General features: G+C 42.6%; 21 protein-coding genes. All 21 read left to right on the forward strand.

Annotated features, from left to right (window positions below; all coding sequences use genetic code 11):
• Entirely contained in the window at positions 1–1,062 is a 1,062-nt protein-coding gene (locus ACW6PM_RS03340) for a protein-glutamate methylesterase/protein-glutamine glutaminase (protein WP_456056222.1), read from the forward strand.
• 1 nt (position 1,063) lies between these two features.
• Complete coding sequence (locus tag ACW6PM_RS03345) at positions 1,064–3,184, forward strand: chemotaxis protein CheW (protein ID WP_456056223.1); 2,121 nt, start codon at positions 1,064–1,066, stop codon at positions 3,182–3,184.
• 14 nt (positions 3,185–3,198) lie between these two features.
• On the forward strand, positions 3,199–3,669 hold the full coding sequence (locus tag ACW6PM_RS03350; RefSeq protein ID WP_308650659.1) for a chemotaxis protein CheW: 471 nt from the start codon (positions 3,199–3,201) through the stop codon (positions 3,667–3,669).
• A 70-nt stretch (positions 3,670–3,739) separates the two neighbouring features.
• Positions 3,740–4,360 (forward strand): chemotaxis protein CheC, encoded by a 621-nt coding sequence (locus ACW6PM_RS03355; protein WP_308650660.1) that lies wholly within the window; start codon positions 3,740–3,742, stop codon positions 4,358–4,360.
• Between the two features lie 10 nt (positions 4,361–4,370).
• Positions 4,371–4,856, forward strand: coding sequence for a chemotaxis protein CheD (locus ACW6PM_RS03360; RefSeq protein ID WP_308650661.1), 486 nt, complete (start codon positions 4,371–4,373; stop codon positions 4,854–4,856).
• Between the two features lies 1 nt (position 4,857).
• A complete protein-coding gene (locus tag ACW6PM_RS03365) occupies positions 4,858–5,136 on the forward strand; it encodes a hypothetical protein (protein WP_456056224.1) in 279 nt (92 codons plus the stop codon).
• Positions 5,137–5,170: 34 nt separating this feature from the next.
• Positions 5,171–5,938 carry a FliA/WhiG family RNA polymerase sigma factor gene (locus ACW6PM_RS03370; RefSeq protein ID WP_308668535.1) on the forward strand — a complete coding sequence of 256 codons (768 nt, stop codon included), beginning with the start codon at positions 5,171–5,173 and terminating at the stop codon, positions 5,936–5,938.
• Between the two features lie 16 nt (positions 5,939–5,954).
• Positions 5,955–6,779 carry a DUF6115 domain-containing protein gene (locus ACW6PM_RS03375; protein WP_456056225.1) on the forward strand — a complete coding sequence of 275 codons (825 nt, stop codon included), beginning with the start codon at positions 5,955–5,957 and terminating at the stop codon, positions 6,777–6,779.
• 1 nt (position 6,780) lies between these two features.
• Complete coding sequence (locus ACW6PM_RS03380; RefSeq protein ID WP_308668537.1) at positions 6,781–7,347, forward strand: hypothetical protein; 567 nt, start codon at positions 6,781–6,783, stop codon at positions 7,345–7,347.
• A gap of 160 nt (positions 7,348–7,507) precedes the next feature.
• Positions 7,508–8,242 (forward strand): 30S ribosomal protein S2, encoded by a 735-nt coding sequence (gene rpsB, locus ACW6PM_RS03385; protein ID WP_308668538.1) that lies wholly within the window; start codon positions 7,508–7,510, stop codon positions 8,240–8,242.
• 27 nt (positions 8,243–8,269) lie between these two features.
• Positions 8,270–9,355, forward strand: coding sequence for a translation elongation factor Ts (gene tsf, locus ACW6PM_RS03390; protein WP_456056226.1), 1,086 nt, complete (start codon positions 8,270–8,272; stop codon positions 9,353–9,355).
• A 144-nt stretch (positions 9,356–9,499) separates the two neighbouring features.
• Entirely contained in the window at positions 9,500–10,456 is a 957-nt protein-coding gene (locus tag ACW6PM_RS03395) for a polysaccharide deacetylase family protein (protein WP_308668540.1), read from the forward strand.
• Positions 10,457–10,479: 23 nt separating this feature from the next.
• Entirely contained in the window at positions 10,480–11,283 is an 804-nt protein-coding gene (locus ACW6PM_RS03400; RefSeq protein ID WP_308649795.1) for a polymer-forming cytoskeletal protein, read from the forward strand.
• Between the two features lie 2 nt (positions 11,284–11,285).
• On the forward strand, positions 11,286–11,981 hold the full coding sequence (gene pyrH, locus ACW6PM_RS03405) for a UMP kinase (RefSeq protein WP_012742613.1): 696 nt from the start codon (positions 11,286–11,288) through the stop codon (positions 11,979–11,981).
• Between the two features lie 33 nt (positions 11,982–12,014).
• Positions 12,015–12,569 (forward strand): ribosome recycling factor, encoded by a 555-nt coding sequence (gene frr / locus ACW6PM_RS03410; RefSeq protein WP_456056227.1) that lies wholly within the window; start codon positions 12,015–12,017, stop codon positions 12,567–12,569.
• Between the two features lie 161 nt (positions 12,570–12,730).
• Complete coding sequence (locus ACW6PM_RS03415; RefSeq protein ID WP_456056228.1) at positions 12,731–13,456, forward strand: isoprenyl transferase; 726 nt, start codon at positions 12,731–12,733, stop codon at positions 13,454–13,456.
• Complete coding sequence (locus ACW6PM_RS03420; RefSeq protein ID WP_330021652.1) at positions 13,456–14,259, forward strand: phosphatidate cytidylyltransferase; 804 nt, start codon at positions 13,456–13,458, stop codon at positions 14,257–14,259. Before ACW6PM_RS03415 ends, ACW6PM_RS03420 begins: the two co-directional genes overlap by 1 nt.
• A gap of 84 nt (positions 14,260–14,343) precedes the next feature.
• On the forward strand, positions 14,344–15,486 hold the full coding sequence (dxr, locus tag ACW6PM_RS03425; RefSeq protein WP_456056229.1) for a 1-deoxy-D-xylulose-5-phosphate reductoisomerase: 1,143 nt from the start codon (positions 14,344–14,346) through the stop codon (positions 15,484–15,486).
• Positions 15,487–15,497: 11 nt separating this feature from the next.
• Positions 15,498–16,535, forward strand: a complete 1,038-nt coding sequence (rseP, locus tag ACW6PM_RS03430; protein WP_109257278.1) for an RIP metalloprotease RseP — start codon at positions 15,498–15,500, stop codon at positions 16,533–16,535.
• Between the two features lie 26 nt (positions 16,536–16,561).
• Positions 16,562–17,608 (forward strand): flavodoxin-dependent (E)-4-hydroxy-3-methylbut-2-enyl-diphosphate synthase, encoded by a 1,047-nt coding sequence (gene ispG / locus ACW6PM_RS03435; protein ID WP_443599189.1) that lies wholly within the window; start codon positions 16,562–16,564, stop codon positions 17,606–17,608.
• A gap of 2 nt (positions 17,609–17,610) precedes the next feature.
• Entirely contained in the window at positions 17,611–22,173 is a 4,563-nt protein-coding gene (locus ACW6PM_RS03440; RefSeq protein WP_456056230.1) for a PolC-type DNA polymerase III, read from the forward strand.
• Positions 22,174–22,268 lie beyond the last annotated feature (95 nt).

Genomic DNA, 22,268 nt, shown 5'->3' on the forward strand with positions numbered 1-22,268 from the left:
ATGAAGTCTAACATTTTAATAGTTGATGATTCTGCACTCCTGAGAAGGGTTGAGTGTGATATAATCAATTCAGACAATAAATTACAGGCAACTGATACATGTAAGGATGGGCTTGAAGCGCTTGAAAAGCTCCGTACACAAAAGTACGATGCTGTTATTCTTGACATAAATATGCCGAGGATGAATGGACTCGAGCTGCTTTCACATCTGCAGAAGGAGAGCATAAAAACACCTGTAGTGGTGGTTAGCACTCTGACCGTCAAGGGTGCAGATGAAGCCATCAAATCGTTAGAGCTTGGTGCCTTTGATTTCGTCACAAAACCAAACAATATCATAGAGGCAAAGGGAAATCAGTTTAAGGAAACTTTACTAAAGGTTGTACAAGCTGCCATAAGAACCGCAACTGTCCATAGTGCTTCACGCAATGTCACAGCTGTTGAAAAGAAAGCCGGTACTATTGTAAACAAACACAAAGCAACAGGCAGCAATAAAATCGTTGCAATTGCATCATCTACAGGTGGTCCAAAGGCACTGCAGAGTGTGATACCGTTTCTTCCGGCCAATCTTTCGGCACCGGTTGTTTTAGTACAGCACATGCCTGCCGGTTTTACAAAGAGCATGGCTGAGCGCCTTAATGAGCTAAGTCAGGTTCAGGTGAAGGAGGCTTCAAACGGTGAGGTGCTTAAAAACGGAGTAGTGTATATAGCTCCGGGCGGTACACATATAGCTGTAAAGAAATCAGGTGCTTCACACGTTATATCATTTAACGATATGCCACCTATCGGAGGACTAAAGCCTTGTGCCAATATCATGTTCGATTCACTAACATCCTCTAATTATGATGAGGTTGTTTGTGTTGTACTTACAGGTATGGGTGCAGACGGCACGAACGGCATTCTCTCACTTGGCAAATCAAAGCCTATCTATGTCATTGCACAGGACGAGAAATCAAGTGTGGTGTATGGCATGCCAAGAGCTATCTATGAGGCAGGTGTGGTTGATGAAGTCGTTACATTATCAGATGTTGCCAAAGCTATCACAAAAAATGTGGGGGTAAAATAAAATGGATGTTAGCCAGTATCTAGAAATTTTTATTGATGAAAGTTCAGAGCATATTCAGACTTTATCTGACTGTATCATGACTCTTGAGCAGGAGCCGGAAAACAAAGACACTATAAATGAGATTTTCCGTGCGGCTCACTCCTTAAAGGGTATGGCAGGTACAATGGGCTTTAAGCGCATGCAGCACCTTACCCATGATATGGAAAACGTATTTCAGGAGGTCAGAAGCGATAAAATAAAAGTGGACAGCTCAATGATTGATCTGCTCTTTAAGTGTCTTGACGCTATAGACAGCTACGTCGAGAATATCAAATCTACATCTGATGAGGGTACTGATGACAATGAGGTTATCATAAAGGAGCTCAACGATTTTATTGCAAAAGCAAACGGACAGCCTGTAAGCAAACAGGCTGAGGCTCAGGAAACAGTGACTGAAGCAAAAGCACAGGCTTCATCAGATGCTTCTCCAAACGTACTTGATACAATCGAACTGACAAATAACGAGAAAAATCTAATTGACGAGGCAATTTCAGCAGGGCTTAAAATATACGGCATGACAGTTACAGTAGCAAGCGACTGTCTGCTCAAGGCTGCAAGGGCTTTTCTTGTTTTCAGGGCAGTTGAGGAGCTGGGACAGATTGTGGTTTACAGACCAAGCTCACAGGATATTGAGGACGAGAAATTTGATTTATCGTTCAGCTTTTATGTTGCATCCGGCGAGTCCTTTGATAAATTAGAGCATGCAGCCTCAAACGTATCTGAGATAGATAAGGTTTTCGGAAAAGAAATCACTGAGTTTCACATAGAGGGTGAAGCTGAGCAGACAGCACAGGCTTCTGAAGAGACACAAAAGGCTTCTGAGGAAAAGAAAGAGGAAAAGGCTCCGGCAGCAAAGACCGAGACTGCAAAGCCAAAGACATCAAATGACTCTCAAAAGCAGGCAGTTTCTCACAAAAAAGCTACTACAAGCAGAACTGTCAGAGTAGATATCGAAAAGCTTGATATGCTTATGAATCAGGTATCTGAGCTTATTATTGCAAAGAACTCTCTTGTAGCCATGAGCTCATCTGATGGAGAAAACAATAATAACCAGTCATTCCATGAACAGATTGAGTATCTGGAAAGAATCACAACCAATCTTCATGAATCTGTCATGAAGGTACGAATGGTTCCTATTGAAAGTGTTACACAGAAATATCCTAGAATGATAAGAGATCTTTCCCGTACTCTGAATAAGAAGATGAATCTTGTCATAACCGGTGAAGATACCGAGCTGGACCGTACAGTTGTTGATCAGATTGGAGATCCTCTGCAGCATCTGCTTAGAAACAGTGCTGACCATGGACTTGAAAGCAATGAGGTCAGACTTGAGCGCGGAAAGCCTGAGGTAGGTACTATTTTCCTGAATGCATACCAGGAGGGCAACAACGTAGTCATAAAGGTTGGTGACGATGGAAACGGAATCAATACCGAAGCCGTAAAGGCCAAGGCTATAGAGCGTGGCATAGTGACAGCTGAACAGGCTGAAAATCTATCTCAGAAGGATATCATCAACTTTCTTTTCATGCCAAGCTTTTCAATGGCAAAGCAGATTACCGATATCTCCGGACGAGGAGTTGGTCTTGATGTTGTTAAATCCGGCATTGAACAGCTGGGTGGTGATGTATCGGTTTCAACCGAGCTTGGTAAGGGTACTACATTTACTGTACGTCTTCCTCTTACACTTGCAATCATTCAGGCTCTCATGGTCGAAATCCGTGATGAAATATATGCCATCGCACTTGGTTCTATCTCAAATATAGAGGATATTCCTGTAAAGGATATCAAATATGTACAGGCCAAGGAGGTTATCCACCTGCGTGGAAGCGTTATTCCGATCATCCGCCTCGACAAGATGCTTGACATTGAGCCAAAGGAGCAGGAGCCGGATCATCTTACTGTAGTAATTGTCCAAAAGGGAGATCAGCAGGCAGGTCTTGTGGTTGACAATCTGATCGGACAGCAGGAGATTGTAATCAAGTCTTTAGGAAAATACATAAACGGCAACAAGCTTATCAGCGGAGCGACAATACTTGGAGATGGTGATGTAGCTTTGATACTTGATGTAAATACACTTATGTAATGGAGGGGAAGTACATGCCAGACAATGAATTTGATATACAGGAAAAAGAAACAAAGCAATATATTTCAGTTAAAATAGGCGAAGAAAAATTCGGAATTGATATAGGCTATGTTGATAATATAGTCAGAATGCAAAAGATTACAAGAGTGCCAAAGGCACAGAAGTACTTTAAGGGTATCATAAATCTGCGCGGAGATATCGTTCCGGTAATGAGTGCCCGTATAAAAATGGGACTGGACGATGATGTATATACATCATCAACCAGAATAATTATCCTAAAGCTCGAGGAAAAGGGCGAGATAGGTCTGATTGTCGATGAGGTTTGTGAAGTTGTCACACTTGTGGTTGACGAAATAGACAAGCCTAATATTGATGCTTCATCTACAGGGAAGGAGCTGTTTATAAACGGTATAGGTAAAAACGGAGATGAACTGATTTCTCTGTTTGAAATAGGCTCAATCGTCACAGATAAGGACAACAACTGATTTGAAGCAGTGTATAGTGAGGTGTGAAAGCCTCACTATATAAGTTTTAATAAATAAAAGGGTGAATACGATGAGTGAATTTTCTTTAGATAATGTTAATTCGATGTATATGGATGTCCTTAAGGAAATCGGAAATATAGGTGCCGGCAATGCCACAACAGCGATTGCCGGCATGCTTGGCACTACCATGAAAATGGAGGTTCCGAGAGTTCTGTTAATGGATGCGACAAAGCTGGGAGATGCCATATGTCCGGAGGAAGAGACAATAGTTGGTATATTTCTTGAGGTTACCAACGATATCTCAGGCAGTATGATGTTTCTCATGAAGCTTCCTGCAGCACACTTTCTGGTAAACAAGCTGATGGGCAGACCGCAGGACTATAATGAGCCGTTTGACGAGATGGATCTATCTGCCATGAAGGAGATAGGAAACATAATAGCAGGCGCATATTTGTCAGCGCTTTCAACTATGACAAATCTTACGATTCTGCCTTCTGTTCCGTATATTGCCGTAGATATGGCGGCTTCCATATTAAGTGTGCCGGCAATTCAGTTTGGACAATACGGTGACAATGCACTTTTTATAGAAACGGAGTTTGGTGATGATATAATGATGAACGGATACTTTATCCTTATGCCTGATCCGGATTCATATGATAATATTTTATCGGCTTTAGGAATTAGTATTTAGGAGAATCTATATGGCAAGTACTATTAAAGTATCAATGGCAGACCTTAAGGTTGCCAAAGCCCCTGATTCTCTGACCACACTTGGACTTGGTTCATGCATAGGACTTACACTTTATGATCCGGTTTCAAAAATCGGCGGGCTTGTACACTATATGCTGCCTGACAGCACCAAACTCAGAAATAATACAAATATAGCCAAGTTTGGTGATACGGGAATCAGGGAGCTTTATAATCAAATGATAAGCAATGGGGCAAATCCCAGACGTATGGTTGCAAAGATTGCCGGTGGAGCTAAGATGTTCGAAATGTCAGGCAATTCTACAATCGGGAATGTGGGGGATCGCAATACAGATATGGCAAAGCATGTGCTTTCGGAGCTTAAAATTCCTCTTAAGGCACAGGATACCGGTCTCAATTACGGAAGAACTGTTATACTTGACTGTGAAACCGGTGACTATATCATCAAAGCAGTCGGAAAAGAGCAAAAGGTGATTTAACATGAAGAATAATTTATTACCATCTCTTGTTATGCTTTTAGCAGGCTTCATATGCAGTATTATATCCCTGCAGCAGAAGGCTGATCTGATGAGCTTTACCACAAGACTTTTAGCTGTGCTTGTGGTATTCTATATAATCGGAGCAATACTTAAAGCTGTTTTAAGCTGTGCTTTTAAGGCGATGGAAGACAGACAAAGTAAAGCAGAGGCGGATGAAGCACAGCCGGATGATTCAATAGCCTTGGATAGCGATAATGACGATGATAAGCAAAACGGCTAGCTGCAGAATAATAAACTGATAAACAGGGGGCATAATGAAAGCTATAGAAAAGGAAAAGCTGTGGGAGGAATATCAAAAAAATCCCACTCCTAAGCTACGGGAACAGCTCATAATAGAATATGCACAGCTGGTCAGGCTTGTGGCAGGACGCCTCAGTATGTATCTGGGGCATAATGTGGAGTATGATGACCTGGTAAGCTATGGGATATTTGGCCTCATTGATGCCATAGACAAGTTTAATCTTGAAAAAAATGTCAAATTTGAGACATATGCAAGTCTGAGAATCCGCGGATCCATACTTGATCAGATCAGGAAAATGGACTGGATTCCAAGAACAGTCAGACAAAGACAAAGAAAAATAGACGAGGCAATAAAGAACATAGAGCTGCGTACAGGCAAAACAGCAAATGATACCGATCTGGCAAAGGAGCTTTCTATCTCAGAGGATGAGCTTTGCAGCTGGCAGTCACAGCTTAAAGTAACAAATATAGTATCTCTCGACGAATTTGAAGAGGCAGGACCTGAGCCTGTCGTGGATGCTGTACACAATTCACATTATGCACAGCCTGAGGATATTATTACACAGGAAGAGCTGAAAACAATGCTTGTTAAGTCGCTTGACAATCTGACCGAGAAGGAGCGAAGGGTTATTGAATTATACTATTATGAGGATCTTACCCTCAAAGAAATAAGCAATATCCTCGAGGTTTCAGAATCAAGAGTATCACAGCTTCACACAAAGGGACTGATTAAAATGCGTAAGGTCATGGGTCCTTATATGAATATACTTACAAACGCATAAGAGTGCAGAGGTTTATATGACAACATTAGAAATAACTCTCATCATCATAGGTGTTGTTTTTCTTATAGGAAGCTTTATGGTAAATGACAAGCTTTCACATAAGGATTTAGACAAAATAGCAGATATGAGTGCTGAGGAACTAAAAATAATAACTGAAAAAGAAGTGACTGCAGCCAAAAAGGACTTAAGTGATGCCTTGGACGAGGAAATAACACAAAAACAGGATGAGACAAAGCGAAGTCTTGAAAAGGAAGCAAATTCCAAAATAATGGCGATAAATGAATATTCCGATACAGTGCTTGATTCGATAAATAAGGCTCACAATGAAATAATGTTTTTATACAGTATGCTAAATGACAAGCATGATGAGCTTACACAGCTTTCAGGGGATATTGAAAAAGCATCATCAAGACTTAGAAGCTCCTTTGAGCCTCTTTCTGCTGACTCTGTCAAGCAGGCTGAAAAACCGGCTGTAGCCGTACAAAAGCCTGCAGAGCCTAAGCCCGGCGCAATGCAGCAGGATACAAAGCCTGCCATGAAGCAGACGACAGGTATAGATATTTCCGGTGTCAAAAGAACCCAGCCTGCCGAAGCTGTCCGTGTGTCAGAGACAAAAGCAACAGTTGCACCGGCTGCCGCAGCCTCTATATCGGTCGAAGCCTCTGATGCTGCTTTGGGTACACCTGCAGGCAGCAATGCAAACGCTGATATAATAAACCACACACATGAAATCCTTAAGCTTTATAAGGCCGGCAAGAGCAATGTAGAGATAGCGAAGCTTTTGTCTCTTGGTACCGGAGAAGTAAAGCTTATAATAGATTTATATAAAGAGGGCAAATAAAGTGAGATTAAAATACTATTTGCGAGGACTTGGTCTTGGTATTATTTTTGCGGTAATAATCATGACGATTGGTTTTCACGGCAATAAGCAGTCCATGTCTGATACAGAAATAATAGAAAAAGCCAAAACACTTGGTATGGTTGAAGCAAAGAAGTCTTCCGGGACAGTTGCAGACGAATATAATAGTGAAAAAACAGACTCATCTGCCGCAAATTCCGACGATTCTTCCAAAAAATCCGAAGCTGAACAGGACAGTCAGATGCAGGACAGCCAGACCACGCAGGAGGACACACAGCAGGAAGCTGTAGTTCCGGCGGCAGATGCACAGCCTGAGACTGTAGCACCACAGGATACTGCCACTACAACATACACCATTACGGTAACAAGGCAGGACACCTGCCGTACCATTGCGGAAAAGCTTAAAGCTTTAGGGCTTGTGGATGATGCTGAACAATTTCGCATTTATATGGGACAAAAGGGAGCTGATCATTTTATAGCAGATGGTGATCATTCAATCCCGCAGGGGGCATCATATGATGACATAATCACAATTCTGACACAGAAATAAATTTTTTACTTGCATATAAGCCTTTGGTATGTTATAATTCCAAAGGCTTAAATACTATAAAGCACGTGTGCGGATGATCGCCGGTGCCGGATAACGCTTACCGGTGGCTGATCTAATTGGAAACACACGGAAGATTAATAACCAAACGGAGGTAAATAAAATGAGCGTAATTTCAATGAAACAGTTACTCGAGGCAGGTGTTCATTTCGGACATCAGACAAGAAGATGGAACCCTAAAATGGCTCCTTACATCTACACAGAGCGTAATGGTATCTACATCATCGACTTACAGAAGTCTGTAGGAAAGGTTGATGAGGCATATGATGCAGTATCTGATATCGCTGCTCAGGGTGGTACAATCCTTTTCGTAGGTACAAAGAAGCAGGCTCAGGATGCTATCAAGACTGAGGCAGAGCGTTGCGGTATGTACTATGTAAACGAGAGATGGTTAGGTGGAATGCTTACAAACTTCCGCACAATCGAGAGCCGTATTGCAAGACTTAAAGCTATCGAGACAATGGCAGAGGATGGCACATTCGATGTTCTTCCTAAGAAGGAAGTTATCGCACTCAAGAAGGAGTGGGATAAGCTTGAGAAGAACCTTGGCGGAATCAAGGATATGAAGAGAATCCCTGATGCAATCTTCGTAGTAGATCCTAAGAAGGAGCGTATCTGTATTAAAGAGGCTCAGGCACTTGGAATCACTCTTATCGGTATCGCTGATACAAACTGTGATCCTGACGAGTTAGATTATGTTATCCCTGGAAATGATGATGCTATCAGAGCCGTTAAATTAATCGTATCTAAGATGGCAGATGCTGTTATCGAGGCAAAGCAGGGAGCTGAGGAAGAGGTTACTGCTGAGGAAGCTTCTGAAGAGACAGTTGAGGAATAAAACAGATTAATATCGGAGGATAATCAAATGGCTATTACAGCAGGTATGGTAAAAGAGCTGCGTGAAATGACAGGCGCAGGTATGATGGACTGCAAAAAGGCTTTAACAGAGACAAACGGTGATATGGATGCCGCTGTTGAGGTATTAAGAAAAAGCGGTGCAGCTAAGATGGAAAAGAAACAGAGCAGAATTGCCGCTGAGGGAATTGCACGTGTTGCCGTAAACGGAAACGTTGCAGTTGTAGCAGAGGTTAACTCTGAGACAGATTTCGTTGCTAAGAACGAGACATTCCAGGAGTTTGTTCAGACTGTAGCTGATACAGCACTTGCTTCTGATTTAAATGGTGGTGCAAACGGAGAGGATATCGACGCTCTTCTTGCAACAAACGGACTTAGCGAGCTTCTTGTAGAGAAGACAGCTACAATCGGAGAGAAGTTATCTGTTCGTAGATTTGCAAAGGTTACAGGTGATGTTGTTACATCTTACATCCATGGTGGTGGAAGAATCGGTGTTATCATTGCAGCAAATGGTGCAACAGATGATGCAGCTAAAGAGGCAATCACAAATATCGCTATGCAGGTTGCAGCTATGAACCCACAGTACATCAGCAGAAACGATATCTCTGATGATGAGCTTGCAAAGCTTAGAGAGATTACTGTTGACAGTGCATTAAATGATGCTACAACTCTTCCAAAGCCTATTCTCAACAAGTTAATTGACAAGGCTATTAATGAGAATCTTTGGAGCGATGATGATATCAACAACTTCAACGAGCACAAGAACAACATGAACTATGTATGGAACTTCTTATCAGATGCTGCTAAGGCAAAGCTTGGTGAGCTTGCTATGGCAGACAAGGAGTCTATCGCAGCTGAGAAGATGTTCAACGGACTTGTTGAGGGTCGTGTATCAAAGCAGTTAAAAGAGATTTGTCTTCTTGATCAGACATATGTTAAGGCAGAGGATGGAAAGCAGTCAGTTGCAAAGTATCTTGAGTCTGTTTCTAAGGATCTTACAATTACCGAGATGGTTCGTTTCGAGGTAGGTGAGGGTATGGAGAAGAAGCAGGAGGATTTCGCTGCTGAGGTTGCTGCCCAGATGGCTGGAGTCTAAACTGTATCTTTATACTGATTAAACGAATGCTGTTCCGCAAAAGTTTAAATTTTAAACTTTTGCGGAATTTTTTTATCTTTACAAGATATAAAAATATGGTAAAATAGTTAAAGGAAACAAAATCACTCATAATGGGAGACGCATATGGACTCAAGGGATAATGAATTAGCCAGACAGCAACAGGAGCGTCGTAAACGTGTGAGCCGCATTAAGACAAGTATTATTATGACTATAGCAATATGGATGGCGATATCTATCCTCGCCATAGTTGTACTGGGCATCATGGTCGTAAAACTGAATTCGAGAATATACAAGCTCGAGCTGCAGTTAAACACAGCCATATCAAGCACAGTTCCTGATACAGAGTCTGATGATGGTGACACCGCTTCTGATGATGAAAACTCTGGCGCGAAAACTCAGGCTGTTGTAAAACAGCTTGAGTCAGAAGACAACGTGTATCATGAGGGGGATACAAGAAAGGTATATCTTACCTTTGATTGTATTCCCGGTGATAACACCGGGGCTATTTTAGATGCGCTGGCCAAATGTGGCGTTAAGGCCACATTCTTTGTAACAGCAGATACCTCCGGCAAGTATGATGATGTCTATAAGCGTATAGTGCAGGACGGCCACACTATTGCGATGGCTTCCTACAGTAATTCATACAGTAAGATTTATGAATCCACAGAGGCATTTACCGATGACCTGACACAGATTTGTGATTATATTACTAATCTGACCGGAGCAGCACCGGATATTTATCGTTTTCCCGGTGGCAGCATGAACCAGATTAGCAATGTAGACATGGTTGAGCTTGTAAAGATACTCAATTCAAAGCATATCACATACTTTGACTGGAATGTCAATTCGGGTGATACGGCAGACAATTGCAGTGTCGATGATATTGTCAATAATGTCACCTCAGGTATTGCCAAATATGACAATTCAGTTGTGCTATTACATGATGATTCAAACCGATCAACCACGGCAGAGGCTATTGAGCCGCTTGTTGAAAGCATAAAAGCGCAGGGTGCCGAAATATTGCCGATTGATAACAATACATATAAAGTTCAATATATCAAATCAGATACTGTTGGATAAGATAATAAATGGAGGAAATATTCATGGGATTATTCAAAGAATTTAAGGATGATTTTTCGCAGGCAGTAAACGAGCTTGTACCCGGAGATGTGCCTGAGAGGGAAGTAGAGCCAAAGGCTCAGACAGCGGACAACCTTGTAGTAGATACTATAGGTGAGAATGTTGACGTTGCATCAGAGCTTTCAAAGCTCGACGGATTACTTGAGCATGTCGAGGAGCAGCCACAGGAGACAGCTGTACCTAGACCAACTCCAAGCGAGAATTTCGCAGAGCAGACAATCAATACACAAAAAGAGGAGCAGATACTACCAATGAATGAGATACCACAGCCAGTAAGCACACAGCCAGTTAACAACAACGTTTTATCAGGAAATGTACAGGATGAGACATCTGTCATCACAGCAAGCACTGTACTCACAGGTGATTTACAGTCATCAGGATCATTTGATATTCAGGGAACCATCAATGGAAACGTAATGTGTAACGGTAAAATTGTTGTTACAGGAACTGTCAACGGTAACACAAATTCCTCAGAGTTTTTCGCTGATGTAGCAAAGGTTGAGGGAGAAATTGCTTCAACAGGAACTGTCAAGATAGGTGCAGGATCTGTTATTATCGGCAATATCTCTGCAGCTTCAGCAGTTATTGCAGGCGCTGTAAAGGGTGATATTGATGTTCAGGGACCGGTTGTAGTAGATACTTCTGCAGTTATCATGGGTAATATCAAGTCACGTTCAGTACAGATTAACAACGGTGCCGTTATCGAGGGCTTCTGTTCTCAGACATACGCTGATATCGATGTTCAGGGACTTTTCGAGGGTAAATAAATATGAGTAGAATATTATTAAAATTAAGTGGTGAGGCACTTGCCGGTGATAAGCACCACGGCTTTGACGAAGCAACAGTCATTGAAGTTGCAAAACAGGTTAAACAGATTGTTGATAATGGTACACAGGTAGGTATTGTTATCGGTGGTGGTAACTTCTGGAGAGGCAGAACAAGTGAGACCATCGACCGCACAAAGGCTGACCAGATAGGCATGCTCGCTACAGTTATGAACTGCATTTATGTATCTGAGATTTTCAGATATGTCGGAATGAAGACAGCGGTTCTCACTCCGTTTGAGTGTGGCAATATGACAAAGCTTTTCTCTAAGGACAGAGCAAACAAGTATTTCGCACATGATATGGTTGTTTTCTTTGCCGGTGGTACAGGTCATCCTTATTTTTCAACAGACACAGCTACAGTGCTTCGTGCTATTGAGATTGAGGCAGATGGTATTTACCTTGCCAAGGCTATTGACGGAGTATATGACAGTGATCCAAAGACCAATCCTGCTGCAAAGAAGTATGATGAGCTTTCAATCGAAGAGGTTGTTGAGAAGAAGCTTGCAGTAGTAGACCTCACAGCGTCTATCATGTGCCTTGAGAACAAGATGCCTATGTATGTATTCGGACTCAATGAGGAAAACAGCATTGTAAATGCTCTTACAGGCAAATTCAACGGTACAAAGGTTACTGTATAGTAAATTGCATATAATGCATATCAGGAGGATAATATGGATTCAAGATTAAACCCTTTCCAGGATAAAATGGAAAAAACATTAAATAATCTCGAGGAAGAGTATGCAGGCATCCGTGCTGGAAGAGCCAATCCACATATTCTTGACAAGCTTCGTGTAGATTATTACGGCACACCTTCACCAATTCAGAGTGTAGCCAATGTAAGTGTTCCGGAGCCTAGAATGATTCAGATTCAGCCATGGGAGGCTTCTATGGTTAAGGAGATTGAGAAAGCAATCAACTGCTCTGACATCGGAATCAATCCTACAAACGATGGAAAGCTTATCAGACTTGTTTTCCCTGAGCTCACAGAGGAGAGACGTAAGGAGCTTGCAAAGGACATCAAGAAAAAGGGTGAGGAAGCTAAGGTTGCTGTCCGCAATATCAGAAGGGATGCAATCGACAGCATCAAGAAGACCGGCAAAGAGGAGGGCATTTCAGAGGACGAGATTAAAGGCCTTGAGGATGATGCTCAAAAGCTTACCGACAAGTTTGTTGCAAAGGTTGACGCCACGGTTGATGCAAAATGTAAAGAGATACTTACTGTATAGTATTTATATCACGTATACAAACAAGGGACATGTTATTCGTGTCCCTTATTTGCTTATTTCGTAACTATTTAGTCACCTTATTCCCGGTAGCTAAATAGTTACTATCCCTGGATTATTGAACGTATAGACATATAATATACATAAACGAAAGGAAATTAAATATGAGTACTCCGGAACATATAGCAATCATTCTGGACGGAAACGGCCGCTGGGCCAAAAGCAAGGGTATGCCAAGAAACTACGGTCATACTGTAGGTGCCAAAAATGTTGAAAATATTTGTAAGGCTGCAAATGACCTCGGTGTTAAATATCTGACACTTTATGCTTTTTCTACCGAGAACTGGAATCGTCCTGAGTCTGAGGTTGCTGCACTAATGAAGCTTCTTGAAAGCTATCTTAAAAACTGTATAAAGACTGCCAATAAAAACAATATGCGTGTGCGCGTAATTGGTGAGATAAGCAGGCTTTCAGAGAATTTTCAAGAGAAAATAAGAAACCTTGAAGAAGTTTCATCAGTAAATACAGGCCTTAACCTGACAATAGCAATTAATTACGGAAGCCGTGATGAGATGATACGAGCTGTAAAGCATATGATAGCCGACCATGATGAGGGAAAGCTGTCAGCAGATGATATAGATGCAGATACCTTTTCATCATATCTTGACACAAAAGAGCTTCCGGATCCTGATTTACTTATCCGCACAAGCGGTGAGCAGCGCCTGTCAAACTACCTGCTCTGGCAGCTTGCCTATGCTGAGTTTTATTTTACAGACGTTCCATGGCCTGCATTTGATAAAAATGAGCTTAAAAAGGCTATAGATGCATATAATAAAAGAGACCGTCGCTTTGGTGGATTAAAAGATACAAACGACACGGAGGATAAATAATGTTTAAGACAAGACTTCTTAGCGGTATAGTTCTTGTAATTGCCGCTATATTTCTTATAGTAACGGGAAACGAGGTGCTTCTTTTTTCTACACTTCTGATCTCGTGTATAGGTATGTTTGAGCTTTTCAGAGTGTTTAAGTTTGAAAAATCACTCTTATCAGTTGTACCGTATATTGCTCTGATTTTGTATTACATTAACTTGAGGTGGAGCTTTATACCTGATGTAATGATGCTTTTCATGGGCTTTCTTATCATACTGATGTTCGTGTATGTGCTTTCATATCCGAAATATGATGCAAAGCAGCTCATGGCAGCCTTTTTTGGTATGTTTTATGTGGGAGCAATGCTTTCATATGTCTACCAGATTCGCACACTCAACAACGGGCTTTACCTTGCATTTTTGGTATTTTTGTGCTCATGGGGCTGTGATACATGTGCCTACTGTGTCGGAGTGCTGATTGGAAAGCACAAAATGGCACCAAAGCTTTCACCAAAGAAGTCCATAGAGGGTGCAGTAGGTGGTGTGCTTGGCAGCGCTCTTCTTACAGCCTTATACTGCTTTATATTCAGAAATCACATGAATATAGACGGTACAGAGATTGCTATACTTGCTGTCATCGCTGCTGTTGCAGGCCTTATCTCAATGGTTGGAGATTTGTGTGCATCAGCTATTAAGCGTAACTATGATATCAAGGATTACGGACATCTGATTCCCGGACACGGCGGAATTTTAGACCGCTTTGACAGCATGATTATCACAGCACCAATCATTTATTATCTGGCAAGCTACTTTTTAAGTTAAAAAGTAACTATTCAGAACCATTGAGAACAAAAAACTAAGTTAATTATTCAGAACCACTGAGAAAATAAAAATCGAGGAATTATCATGAAAAAAATATCAATACTTGGTTCTACCGGCTCTATCGGAACACAGACACTTGATGTGGTAAGAGAGCACGGCGATATGCAGATTGTAGCACTTTCCTGTGGAAAAAATCTTTCGCTTATAGAGAAACAGGCTAGAGAATTCAAGCCACAGTTTGTCAGTGTAAGTGATGAAAACGATGCGAAAAAGCTTCGCACAAGCCTTGCGGACACAGATATCGAGGTGGGCTATGGCATGGATGGTCTCATCAGATGTGCCACCATTGAGCCTTGCGATATAGTTGTAACCGCAATTGTCGGTATGCTTGGCATCCGTCCTACAATTGCCGCAATCAAGGCAAAAAAGACCATCGCACTTGCAAATAAGGAGACTCTTGTTACAGCGGGTCATATCATTATACCGCTTGCAAAGGAATACGGCGTGTCCATACTACCGGTGGACAGTGAGCACAGTGCCATTTTCCAGTCACTGCAGGGAAATTCTATGAATCCGATTAAAAAGATTCTTCTGACAGCATCCGGCGGTCCGTTCAGAGGCAAAAAGCTCTCTGAGCTTGAAGGTATAAGGGTGGAGGATGCATTAAAGCATCCAAATTGGTCAATGGGTCAGAAAATCACTATTGATTCATCAACCATGGTCAATAAAGGTCTTGAGGTGATTGAAGCAAAATGGCTTTTTGATGTCGATTTGTCACAGATTCAGGTTGTGGTGCATCCTCAGAGCGTCATTCACTCGGCTGTCGAGTATGCGGATGGAGCAGTTATAGCACAGCTTGGTACTCCTGATATGCGTATACCTATACAGTACGCCCTGTATTATCCGAACAGACCGGCTCTTTCCGGTGACAGGCTTGATCTCCTTAAGCTTAAGGATCTGACCTTTGAGGCACCGGATCTTGACACCTTTAAAGGGCTTGCACTCGCCATGAAGGCTGCAAGGGCGGGAGGCAATATTCCAACGGCCTTCAATGCTGCAAATGAGAGGGCAGTGGCACTGTTTTTGAATAAAAAGATTAAATATCTGGAAATAATTGATATAATCGAGGCATGTATGGAAAATGCATCATTTACTGAGAATCCTTCAGTGGATGAGATACTTGATACAGAACAGTGTGCGTATGACTATATCAGTAAAAGGTGGTAATTTTGAACATTATTAGTATTATTATTGCAATCATATTATTCAGCATCATAGTAATTTTTCACGAGCTCGGACATTTCTGGCTTGCAAAAGCAAATGGCATAAAGGTCAATGAATTTTGTCTGGGCCTTGGACCGACTCTTTTTGGAGTGCAGCGTGGAGAGACCAAATACTCCATAAAGCTGCTTCCGTTTGGTGGAGCGTGTATCATGGAGGGCGAGGATGAAAGCTCAGGTGATGACAGAGCCTTCAACAACAAATCCGTGTGGGCGCGAATAAGTGTTGTTTTTGCCGGACCGTTTTTTAATTTTATCATGGCATTTATTTTTGCTCTCATTATTATCTGCTCTGTAGGCTATGACAGTCCAAAGCTTGCCGGTGTTATTGAGGGCTATGCGGCTGAGGAGGCCGGTATTAAGGCCGGTGATGAGATTGTAAAGCTGAACAATACAAATATACACTTTTACCGTGAGATAAGCCTCTATTCGATGCTTCATGAGGGTGAAACAGTTGATGTGACCTATCTTAGGGACGGCAAAAGGCATACCACCACATTGAAGCCTAAATATGATGAGACAACAAAGAGATATCTGTATGGCTTCAATGTATCGGGAGAGCGTACAAAGCCCGGCTTTGGAAAGGCGCTGCTATATAGCTGCTATGAGGTGAAGTACAACATTTATACAACAATAGAGGGGCTTAAGATGCTTTGCACAGGAGCAGCCTCTGTAAATAATTTAAGTGGACCTGTCGGCATAGTAAAGAACATGGGAGACACCTATGAGCAGGCGGTTTCGATGTCGGGAGTATGGCTTGGCATACTAAATATGCTAAACTGGGGAGTGTTGATTTCTGCAAACCTCGGTGTGATGAACCTGCTGCCGCTGCCGGCACTTGATGGTGGCAGACTTGTATTTTTGATAGTTGAAGCTATAAGAAGAAAGAGAGTAGACCCTGAGAAGGAGGGCTATGTACATCTTGTTGGCATCGTGCTTTTACTTCTTCTTATGGTTGTTGTCATGTTCAATGATATCAGAAAGCTAATTGTCTGATTTTATAACAGATTGGAGATATACACATGGAGACAAAAATAGTAAAAATCGGAAATAAGGTAATCGGTGGAGGAAACCCGATTCTCATACAGTCAATGACAAATACAAAGACTGAGAATGTTGCTGACACAGTGGCACAGATAAATGCCCTGACAGCCTTGGGCTGTGACATAATCCGATGTGCTGTGCCTACTATGGAGGCTGCAAAGGCACTTAAGGAGATTAAGAAACAAATTACTATACCGCTTGTTGCGGATATACACTTTGATTACAAGCTTGCAATAGCTGCAATTGAAAACGGAGCCGACAAGATCCGAATAAACCCCGGCAACATAGGAAGTGCTGAAAGAGTAAGGGCTGTGGTGGATGCGGCAAAGGAAAGAAATATCCCTATCCGTGTCGGTGTAAACAGCGGTTCCCTTGAAAAAGATCTGGTAGAGAAGTATCATGGTGTGACAGCTGAGGGACTTGTGGAGAGTGCTTTAGACAAGGTAAAGCTCATAGAGGATATGGGCTATGACAATCTGGTAATTAGCATCAAATCGTCCGATGTCATGATGTGTGTGAAAGCACATGAGCTTATTTCAGATAAAACCAATCATCCTCTCCATGTGGGTATCACAGAGGCAGGCACAATAATAAGCGGCAATATAAAGTCAGCCATCGGACTTGGACTGATACTAAGTCAGGGCATTGGTGATACAATACGTGTATCTCTCACTGGAAGCCCTCTCGAGGAAATCAAGTCTGCTAAGCTCATTTTAAGAACACTTGGGCTTAGGAAGGGTGGCATAGAGGTTGTTTCATGTCCTACCTGCGGCCGTACACAGATAGATCTTATCGGGCTTGCAAATCAGGTGGAGACAATGGTTTCAGGCTATGACCTTGACATAAAGGTTGCTGTCATGGGCTGTGTCGTAAACGGACCGGGTGAAGCAAAGGAAGCAGACCTTGGTGTAGCCGGAGGAATCGGCGAGGGCCTTATCATAAAGCACGGTGAGGTATTTAAAAAGGTGCCTGAGAGCGAGCTTTTAGGTGCATTGAAATATGAGCTTGACCATTGGGGTGAATAATTTTGACAAAGACATTTAAGGAAGTTTTCCCTACACTTAAGCTGGACAAGGATATGGAGAATCTGCTGGAAACTGCAGATGTCACCAGAATTTCCGTCAACCATGCAAGAGATTTTTACAAAATATATGTAAAAGCAAAACGCCTTATTTTCAAAAAAAATATCTGGAAGCTTGAGGAAAGCATTAAAAAACAGATCTTTAAAAGTAAAGATATCACAGTAAAAATTATAGAGTCTTACGAGTTGTCTTCGCAGTACACACCGAAGACTCTTTTTGATGTCTATTTTGACAGTATTCTTGACGAAATAAACAGTCACAGCGTGCTTTTGTACAATCTGCTTCGCACCTCAAAATGGAGCTTTACAGATGATACACATGTCACAGTCACACTCGAGGAGACAATAATCGCAAAGACCAGAGGCAATACTGTCATAGAATTTCTTGAGAAGGTGTTCTGTGAGCGCTGTGGAATGGATTTTATCGTTAATTTGCAGTACGAAAAACCAAAGGTCAGCAAATACCGTCAGAATGCAGACAAGCAGATTGAGCAGGAGGTACAAAATATTGTTGCCCGCACTAAATTTGCCATGGCAAAGGATGACGGTGATGAAGAAGCTAAGGTGGCTGTCGATGACGGTGCAATGTTTGTAGGAGGCAATGAAAATGCATCCTCTGCAAAAAATGGTGTCACATCAGATGCGCCTAAAGCTTCAGACAAGAAAAATGAATCAAAAACAGGCCAGGATACTGATAAAAAATCCGAGAAAAAACCTGAGAAGAAGTTTGAAAAGAAATTTGAAAAGAAGTTCGAGCGCAGGGGCGATTTCAGACGCAAATATGACAATGACCCGGATATCGTGTACGGAAGAAGCTTTGATGATGAGGAGATGGCCATTGAAAAAATTGACGGTCCTATCGGTGAGGTTACAATAAAGGGCAAGATCCTTACTGTAGAATCACGTGAAATCAGAAATGAAAAGACCATCATAATGTTTGCTGTCACTGACTTTACAGACACCATCATGCTCAAGCTCTTTGCCAGAAATGACGATGTAGCAGACATCCTTGCATATATTGCCCCAGGCAACTTTGTTAAGGCAAAGGGAGTTGTGACTATAGATAAATATGACAGTGATTTGTCAATAAGCTCAATTGTCGGACTTAAAAAGATACCTGATTTTACCTCAAAGAGGGAGGATACTGCTGCCGAAAAGCGTGTTGAGCTTCACTGTCACACCAAGATGAGCGACATGGACGGCGTATCTGACGTAAAAGATATTGTGAAATGTGCAATGCGCTGGGGGCACAAGGCCATTGCCATTACAGACCACGGTGATGTGCAGGCATTCCCTGACGCTAACCATACGGTGGACGACAAATTTAAGGTCATTTACGGTGTGGAGGCATATCTGGTCGATGATACAAAGGATATTGTGGAGAATGCAGCCGGTCAGTCGCTGGATGATAAATACGTGGTATTTGATATAGAGACAACAGGCTTTTCTCCTGAAAAAAATAAAATCATAGAAATAGGTGCTGTGAAGGTCATCGGTGGCGAGATTGTAGACAGATACTCCACATTTATAAACCCTGAGGTGCCTATTCCGTTCAGGATTGAGGAGCTCACCTCGATAAGAGATGACATGGTTATCTCATCGCCTACTGTGGATGTCATACTGCCACAGTTTATGGAGTTTTGCAAGGACTGTATTATGGTTGCCCACAACGCTGACTTTGATATGAGCTTTATAAAGCGAAACTGCGCACTGCTTGGCATGGAATGTAATCCTACAATAGTGGACACAGTGGCTCTTGCGAGAGTGCTTCTGCCACAGCTGAACAGATTTAAGCTGGATACAGTGGCCAAGGCTTTAAATATATCGCTTGACCATCATCACAGAGCAGTGGATGATGCCGCATGTACCGCGGAGATATTTGTCAAATTCATTGAAAAGCTGAAGGACAGGGGCATATCGAGCTTAGATGAGGTAAATGCACTGGCTAAATCATCTGTTGAGATGATAAGAAAGATGCCTACATATCACGCCATCATTCTCGCAACCTGCGACCAGGGGCGTACCAATCTATACAGGCTTATCTCGCTGTCGCATATCAAGTATTACAACAAGAGGCCACGAATACCAAAATCTGAGTTTAACAAGTACCGTGACGGACTTTTGATAGGCTCAGCCTGTGAGGCAGGAGAGCTTTACAGGGCTATTTTAAACGGACGTCCTCAGGAGGAAATCACAAGACTTGTGAATTTCTACGATTATCTGGAGATACAGCCTCTTGGAAACAACGCATTTATGATACGTGACGAGGATTCTGATATTGCTTCAAACGATGACCTTATCGACATAAATAAGCGTATTGTTAAGCTTGGAGAGGAATTCGGAAAGCTGGTTGTTGCAACCTGTGATGTGCATTTCTTAAATCCAGAGGACGAGGTATACCGCCGTATTATAATGGCAGGAAAGGGCTTTAAGGACGCAGATGAGCAGGCGCCGCTTTACTTAAGGACCACTGAGGAGATGCTTAAGGAGTTTGAATATCTCGGAAGCAAAAAGGCTGAGGAGGTAGTCATCACCAATACCAATAAAATAGCAGATATGTGTGAGCGTATCTCACCGGTAAGGCCTGATAAATGTCCACCGGTTATTGAAAACTCTGACGGGATGCTTCGTGAAATCTGCTACAACAAGGCTCACAGGATGTACGGAGATCCGCTGCCGCCAATAGTTAAGGAGCGTCTTGACAGAGAGCTTAACTCTATTATTTCAAACGGCTATGCCGTAATGTACATCATCGCACAGAAGCTTGTGTGGAAATCAAATGAGGACGGCTATCTGGTTGGCTCGCGAGGCTCCGTAGGAAGCTCATTTGTCGCAACCATGTCAGGTATCACAGAGGTTAACCCGCTGCATGCGCACTACCTTTGTACTCACTGCAAATACAGTGATTTTGATTCGCCTGAGGTTAAGGCATTTTCGGGCCGTGGCGGCTGTGATATGCCGGATAAGCTCTGTCCAAAGTGCGGCAGACCGTTAAGCAAGGAGGGCTTTGATATTCCATTTGAGACCTTCTTAGGCTTCAAGGGAAACAAGGAGCCGGATATTGATCTGAACTTCTCCGGTGAGTACCAGTCAAAGGCTCATAAGTATACCGAGGTTATTTTCGGAGAGGGACAGACCTTTAAAGCCGGAACCATAGGTACACTTGCGGACAAGACCGCATTTGGATACATCAAAAACTATTACGAGGAGCGCGGTGTCAGAAAGCGTAACTGTGAGATTGACAGGATAGTGCAGGGCTGTGTCGGTGTGCGCCGTACTACAGGACAGCATCCGGGTGGTATAGTCGTGCTGCCGATGGGTGAGGAGATTAATACCTTTACACCTGTACAGCATCCCGCCAATGATATGACTGTTGACATCACGACAACGCATTTTGACTACCATTCAATCGACCACAACCTGTTAAAGCTCGATATACTCGGACACGATGATCCTACCATGATTCGTATGCTGCAGGATCTGACAGGAGTTGACCCTACAAAGATTCCACTTGACGATAAGGCGGTCATGTCACTGTTTCAGAATACCTCTGCTTTGGGCATAGAGCCGGAGGACATCGATGGCTGTCCGCTTGGAGCTTTAGGTATACCGGAGTTTGGTACCGATTTTGCCATGGGCATGCTCCTTGATACAAAGCCAAAGGAGTTTTCTGACCTCATTCGTATTGCAGGACTGTCACACGGTACCGACGTATGGCTTGGCAATGCACAGACTCTTATCGAGGAAGGCACAGCTACCATTTCAACCTGTATCTGTACCAGAGATGATATCATGACTTATCTGATTTCCATGGGACTTGAATCGGAGGAAGCCTTCAATATCATGGAGAAGGTGCGAAAGGGTATTATCGCAAAGGGCAAATGTCCTCAGTGGCCAGAGTGGAAGGAGGATATGAAGGCGCACGGCGTACCTGACTGGTATATCTGGTCATGTGAGAAAATCAAGTACATGTTCCCAAAGGCCCACGCTGCAGCATATGTTATGATGGCATGGAGAATCGCCTACTGTAAGGTTTTTTATCCGCTTGCATACTACGCTGCATACTTTTCAATCCGTGCCACAGGCTTTTCATATGAGCTCATGTGTCAGGGAAAGGACAGGCTCGAAAACTACATGAAGGACTATAAGAAAAGAAAGGATACTCTGTCCAATAAGGAGCAGGATGTATTCAAGGACATGCGTATCGTACAGGAGATGTATGCCAGAGGCTTTGATTTCATGCCTCTTGATATATACAGGGCTCATCCTAACCGTTTCCAGATAATTGACGGAAAGCTCATGCCTGCCATAAACAGTATTGACGGACTCGGTGACAATGCCGCTATTTATATTTCAGAAGCGGCAAAGGACGGTCCATTCCTGTCAAAGGACGATTTCAGGGAGAGAACTCATGTATCACGAACAGCCGTAGACCTTATGTCAGATTTGGGACTGCTTGGTTCACTGCCGGAGTCAAACCAGCTTTCACTTTTCGATTTTGGAGCATAATCTGGCAGCTTAGCATAAAACCAATAAATCTGATTTTCTTTATAACCATTCAGAACTACCACACACATATTCGCAAAACCGCACGATACTCGTGC

It is taken from the genome of Agathobacter sp. (genome assembly GCF_977054825.1).

Coding starts and splice junctions, on each gene's coding strand:
- pyrH (WP_012742613.1), top strand. CDS start 11,286: ATGAGTAGAATATTATTAAAATTAAGTGGTGAGGCACTTGCCGGTGAT.
- ACW6PM_RS03375 (WP_456056225.1), top strand. CDS start 5,955: ATGACAACATTAGAAATAACTCTCATCATCATAGGTGTTGTTTTTCTT.
- ispG (WP_443599189.1), top strand. CDS start 16,562: ATGGAGACAAAAATAGTAAAAATCGGAAATAAGGTAATCGGTGGAGGA.
- ACW6PM_RS03415 (WP_456056228.1), top strand. CDS start 12,731: ATGAGTACTCCGGAACATATAGCAATCATTCTGGACGGAAACGGCCGC.
- ACW6PM_RS03350 (WP_308650659.1), top strand. CDS start 3,199: ATGCCAGACAATGAATTTGATATACAGGAAAAAGAAACAAAGCAATAT.
- ACW6PM_RS03370 (WP_308668535.1), top strand. CDS start 5,171: ATGAAAGCTATAGAAAAGGAAAAGCTGTGGGAGGAATATCAAAAAAAT.
- tsf (WP_456056226.1), top strand. CDS start 8,270: ATGGCTATTACAGCAGGTATGGTAAAAGAGCTGCGTGAAATGACAGGC.
- ACW6PM_RS03340 (WP_456056222.1), top strand. CDS start 1: ATGAAGTCTAACATTTTAATAGTTGATGATTCTGCACTCCTGAGAAGG.
- ACW6PM_RS03400 (WP_308649795.1), top strand. CDS start 10,480: ATGGGATTATTCAAAGAATTTAAGGATGATTTTTCGCAGGCAGTAAAC.
- ACW6PM_RS03345 (WP_456056223.1), top strand. CDS start 1,064: ATGGATGTTAGCCAGTATCTAGAAATTTTTATTGATGAAAGTTCAGAG.
- ACW6PM_RS03360 (WP_308650661.1), top strand. CDS start 4,371: ATGGCAAGTACTATTAAAGTATCAATGGCAGACCTTAAGGTTGCCAAA.
- ACW6PM_RS03395 (WP_308668540.1), top strand. CDS start 9,500: ATGGACTCAAGGGATAATGAATTAGCCAGACAGCAACAGGAGCGTCGT.
- ACW6PM_RS03355 (WP_308650660.1), top strand. CDS start 3,740: ATGAGTGAATTTTCTTTAGATAATGTTAATTCGATGTATATGGATGTC.
- dxr (WP_456056229.1), top strand. CDS start 14,344: ATGAAAAAAATATCAATACTTGGTTCTACCGGCTCTATCGGAACACAG.
- ACW6PM_RS03420 (WP_330021652.1), top strand. CDS start 13,456: ATGTTTAAGACAAGACTTCTTAGCGGTATAGTTCTTGTAATTGCCGCT.
- ACW6PM_RS03365 (WP_456056224.1), top strand. CDS start 4,858: ATGAAGAATAATTTATTACCATCTCTTGTTATGCTTTTAGCAGGCTTC.
- frr (WP_456056227.1), top strand. CDS start 12,015: ATGGATTCAAGATTAAACCCTTTCCAGGATAAAATGGAAAAAACATTA.
- rpsB (WP_308668538.1), top strand. CDS start 7,508: ATGAGCGTAATTTCAATGAAACAGTTACTCGAGGCAGGTGTTCATTTC.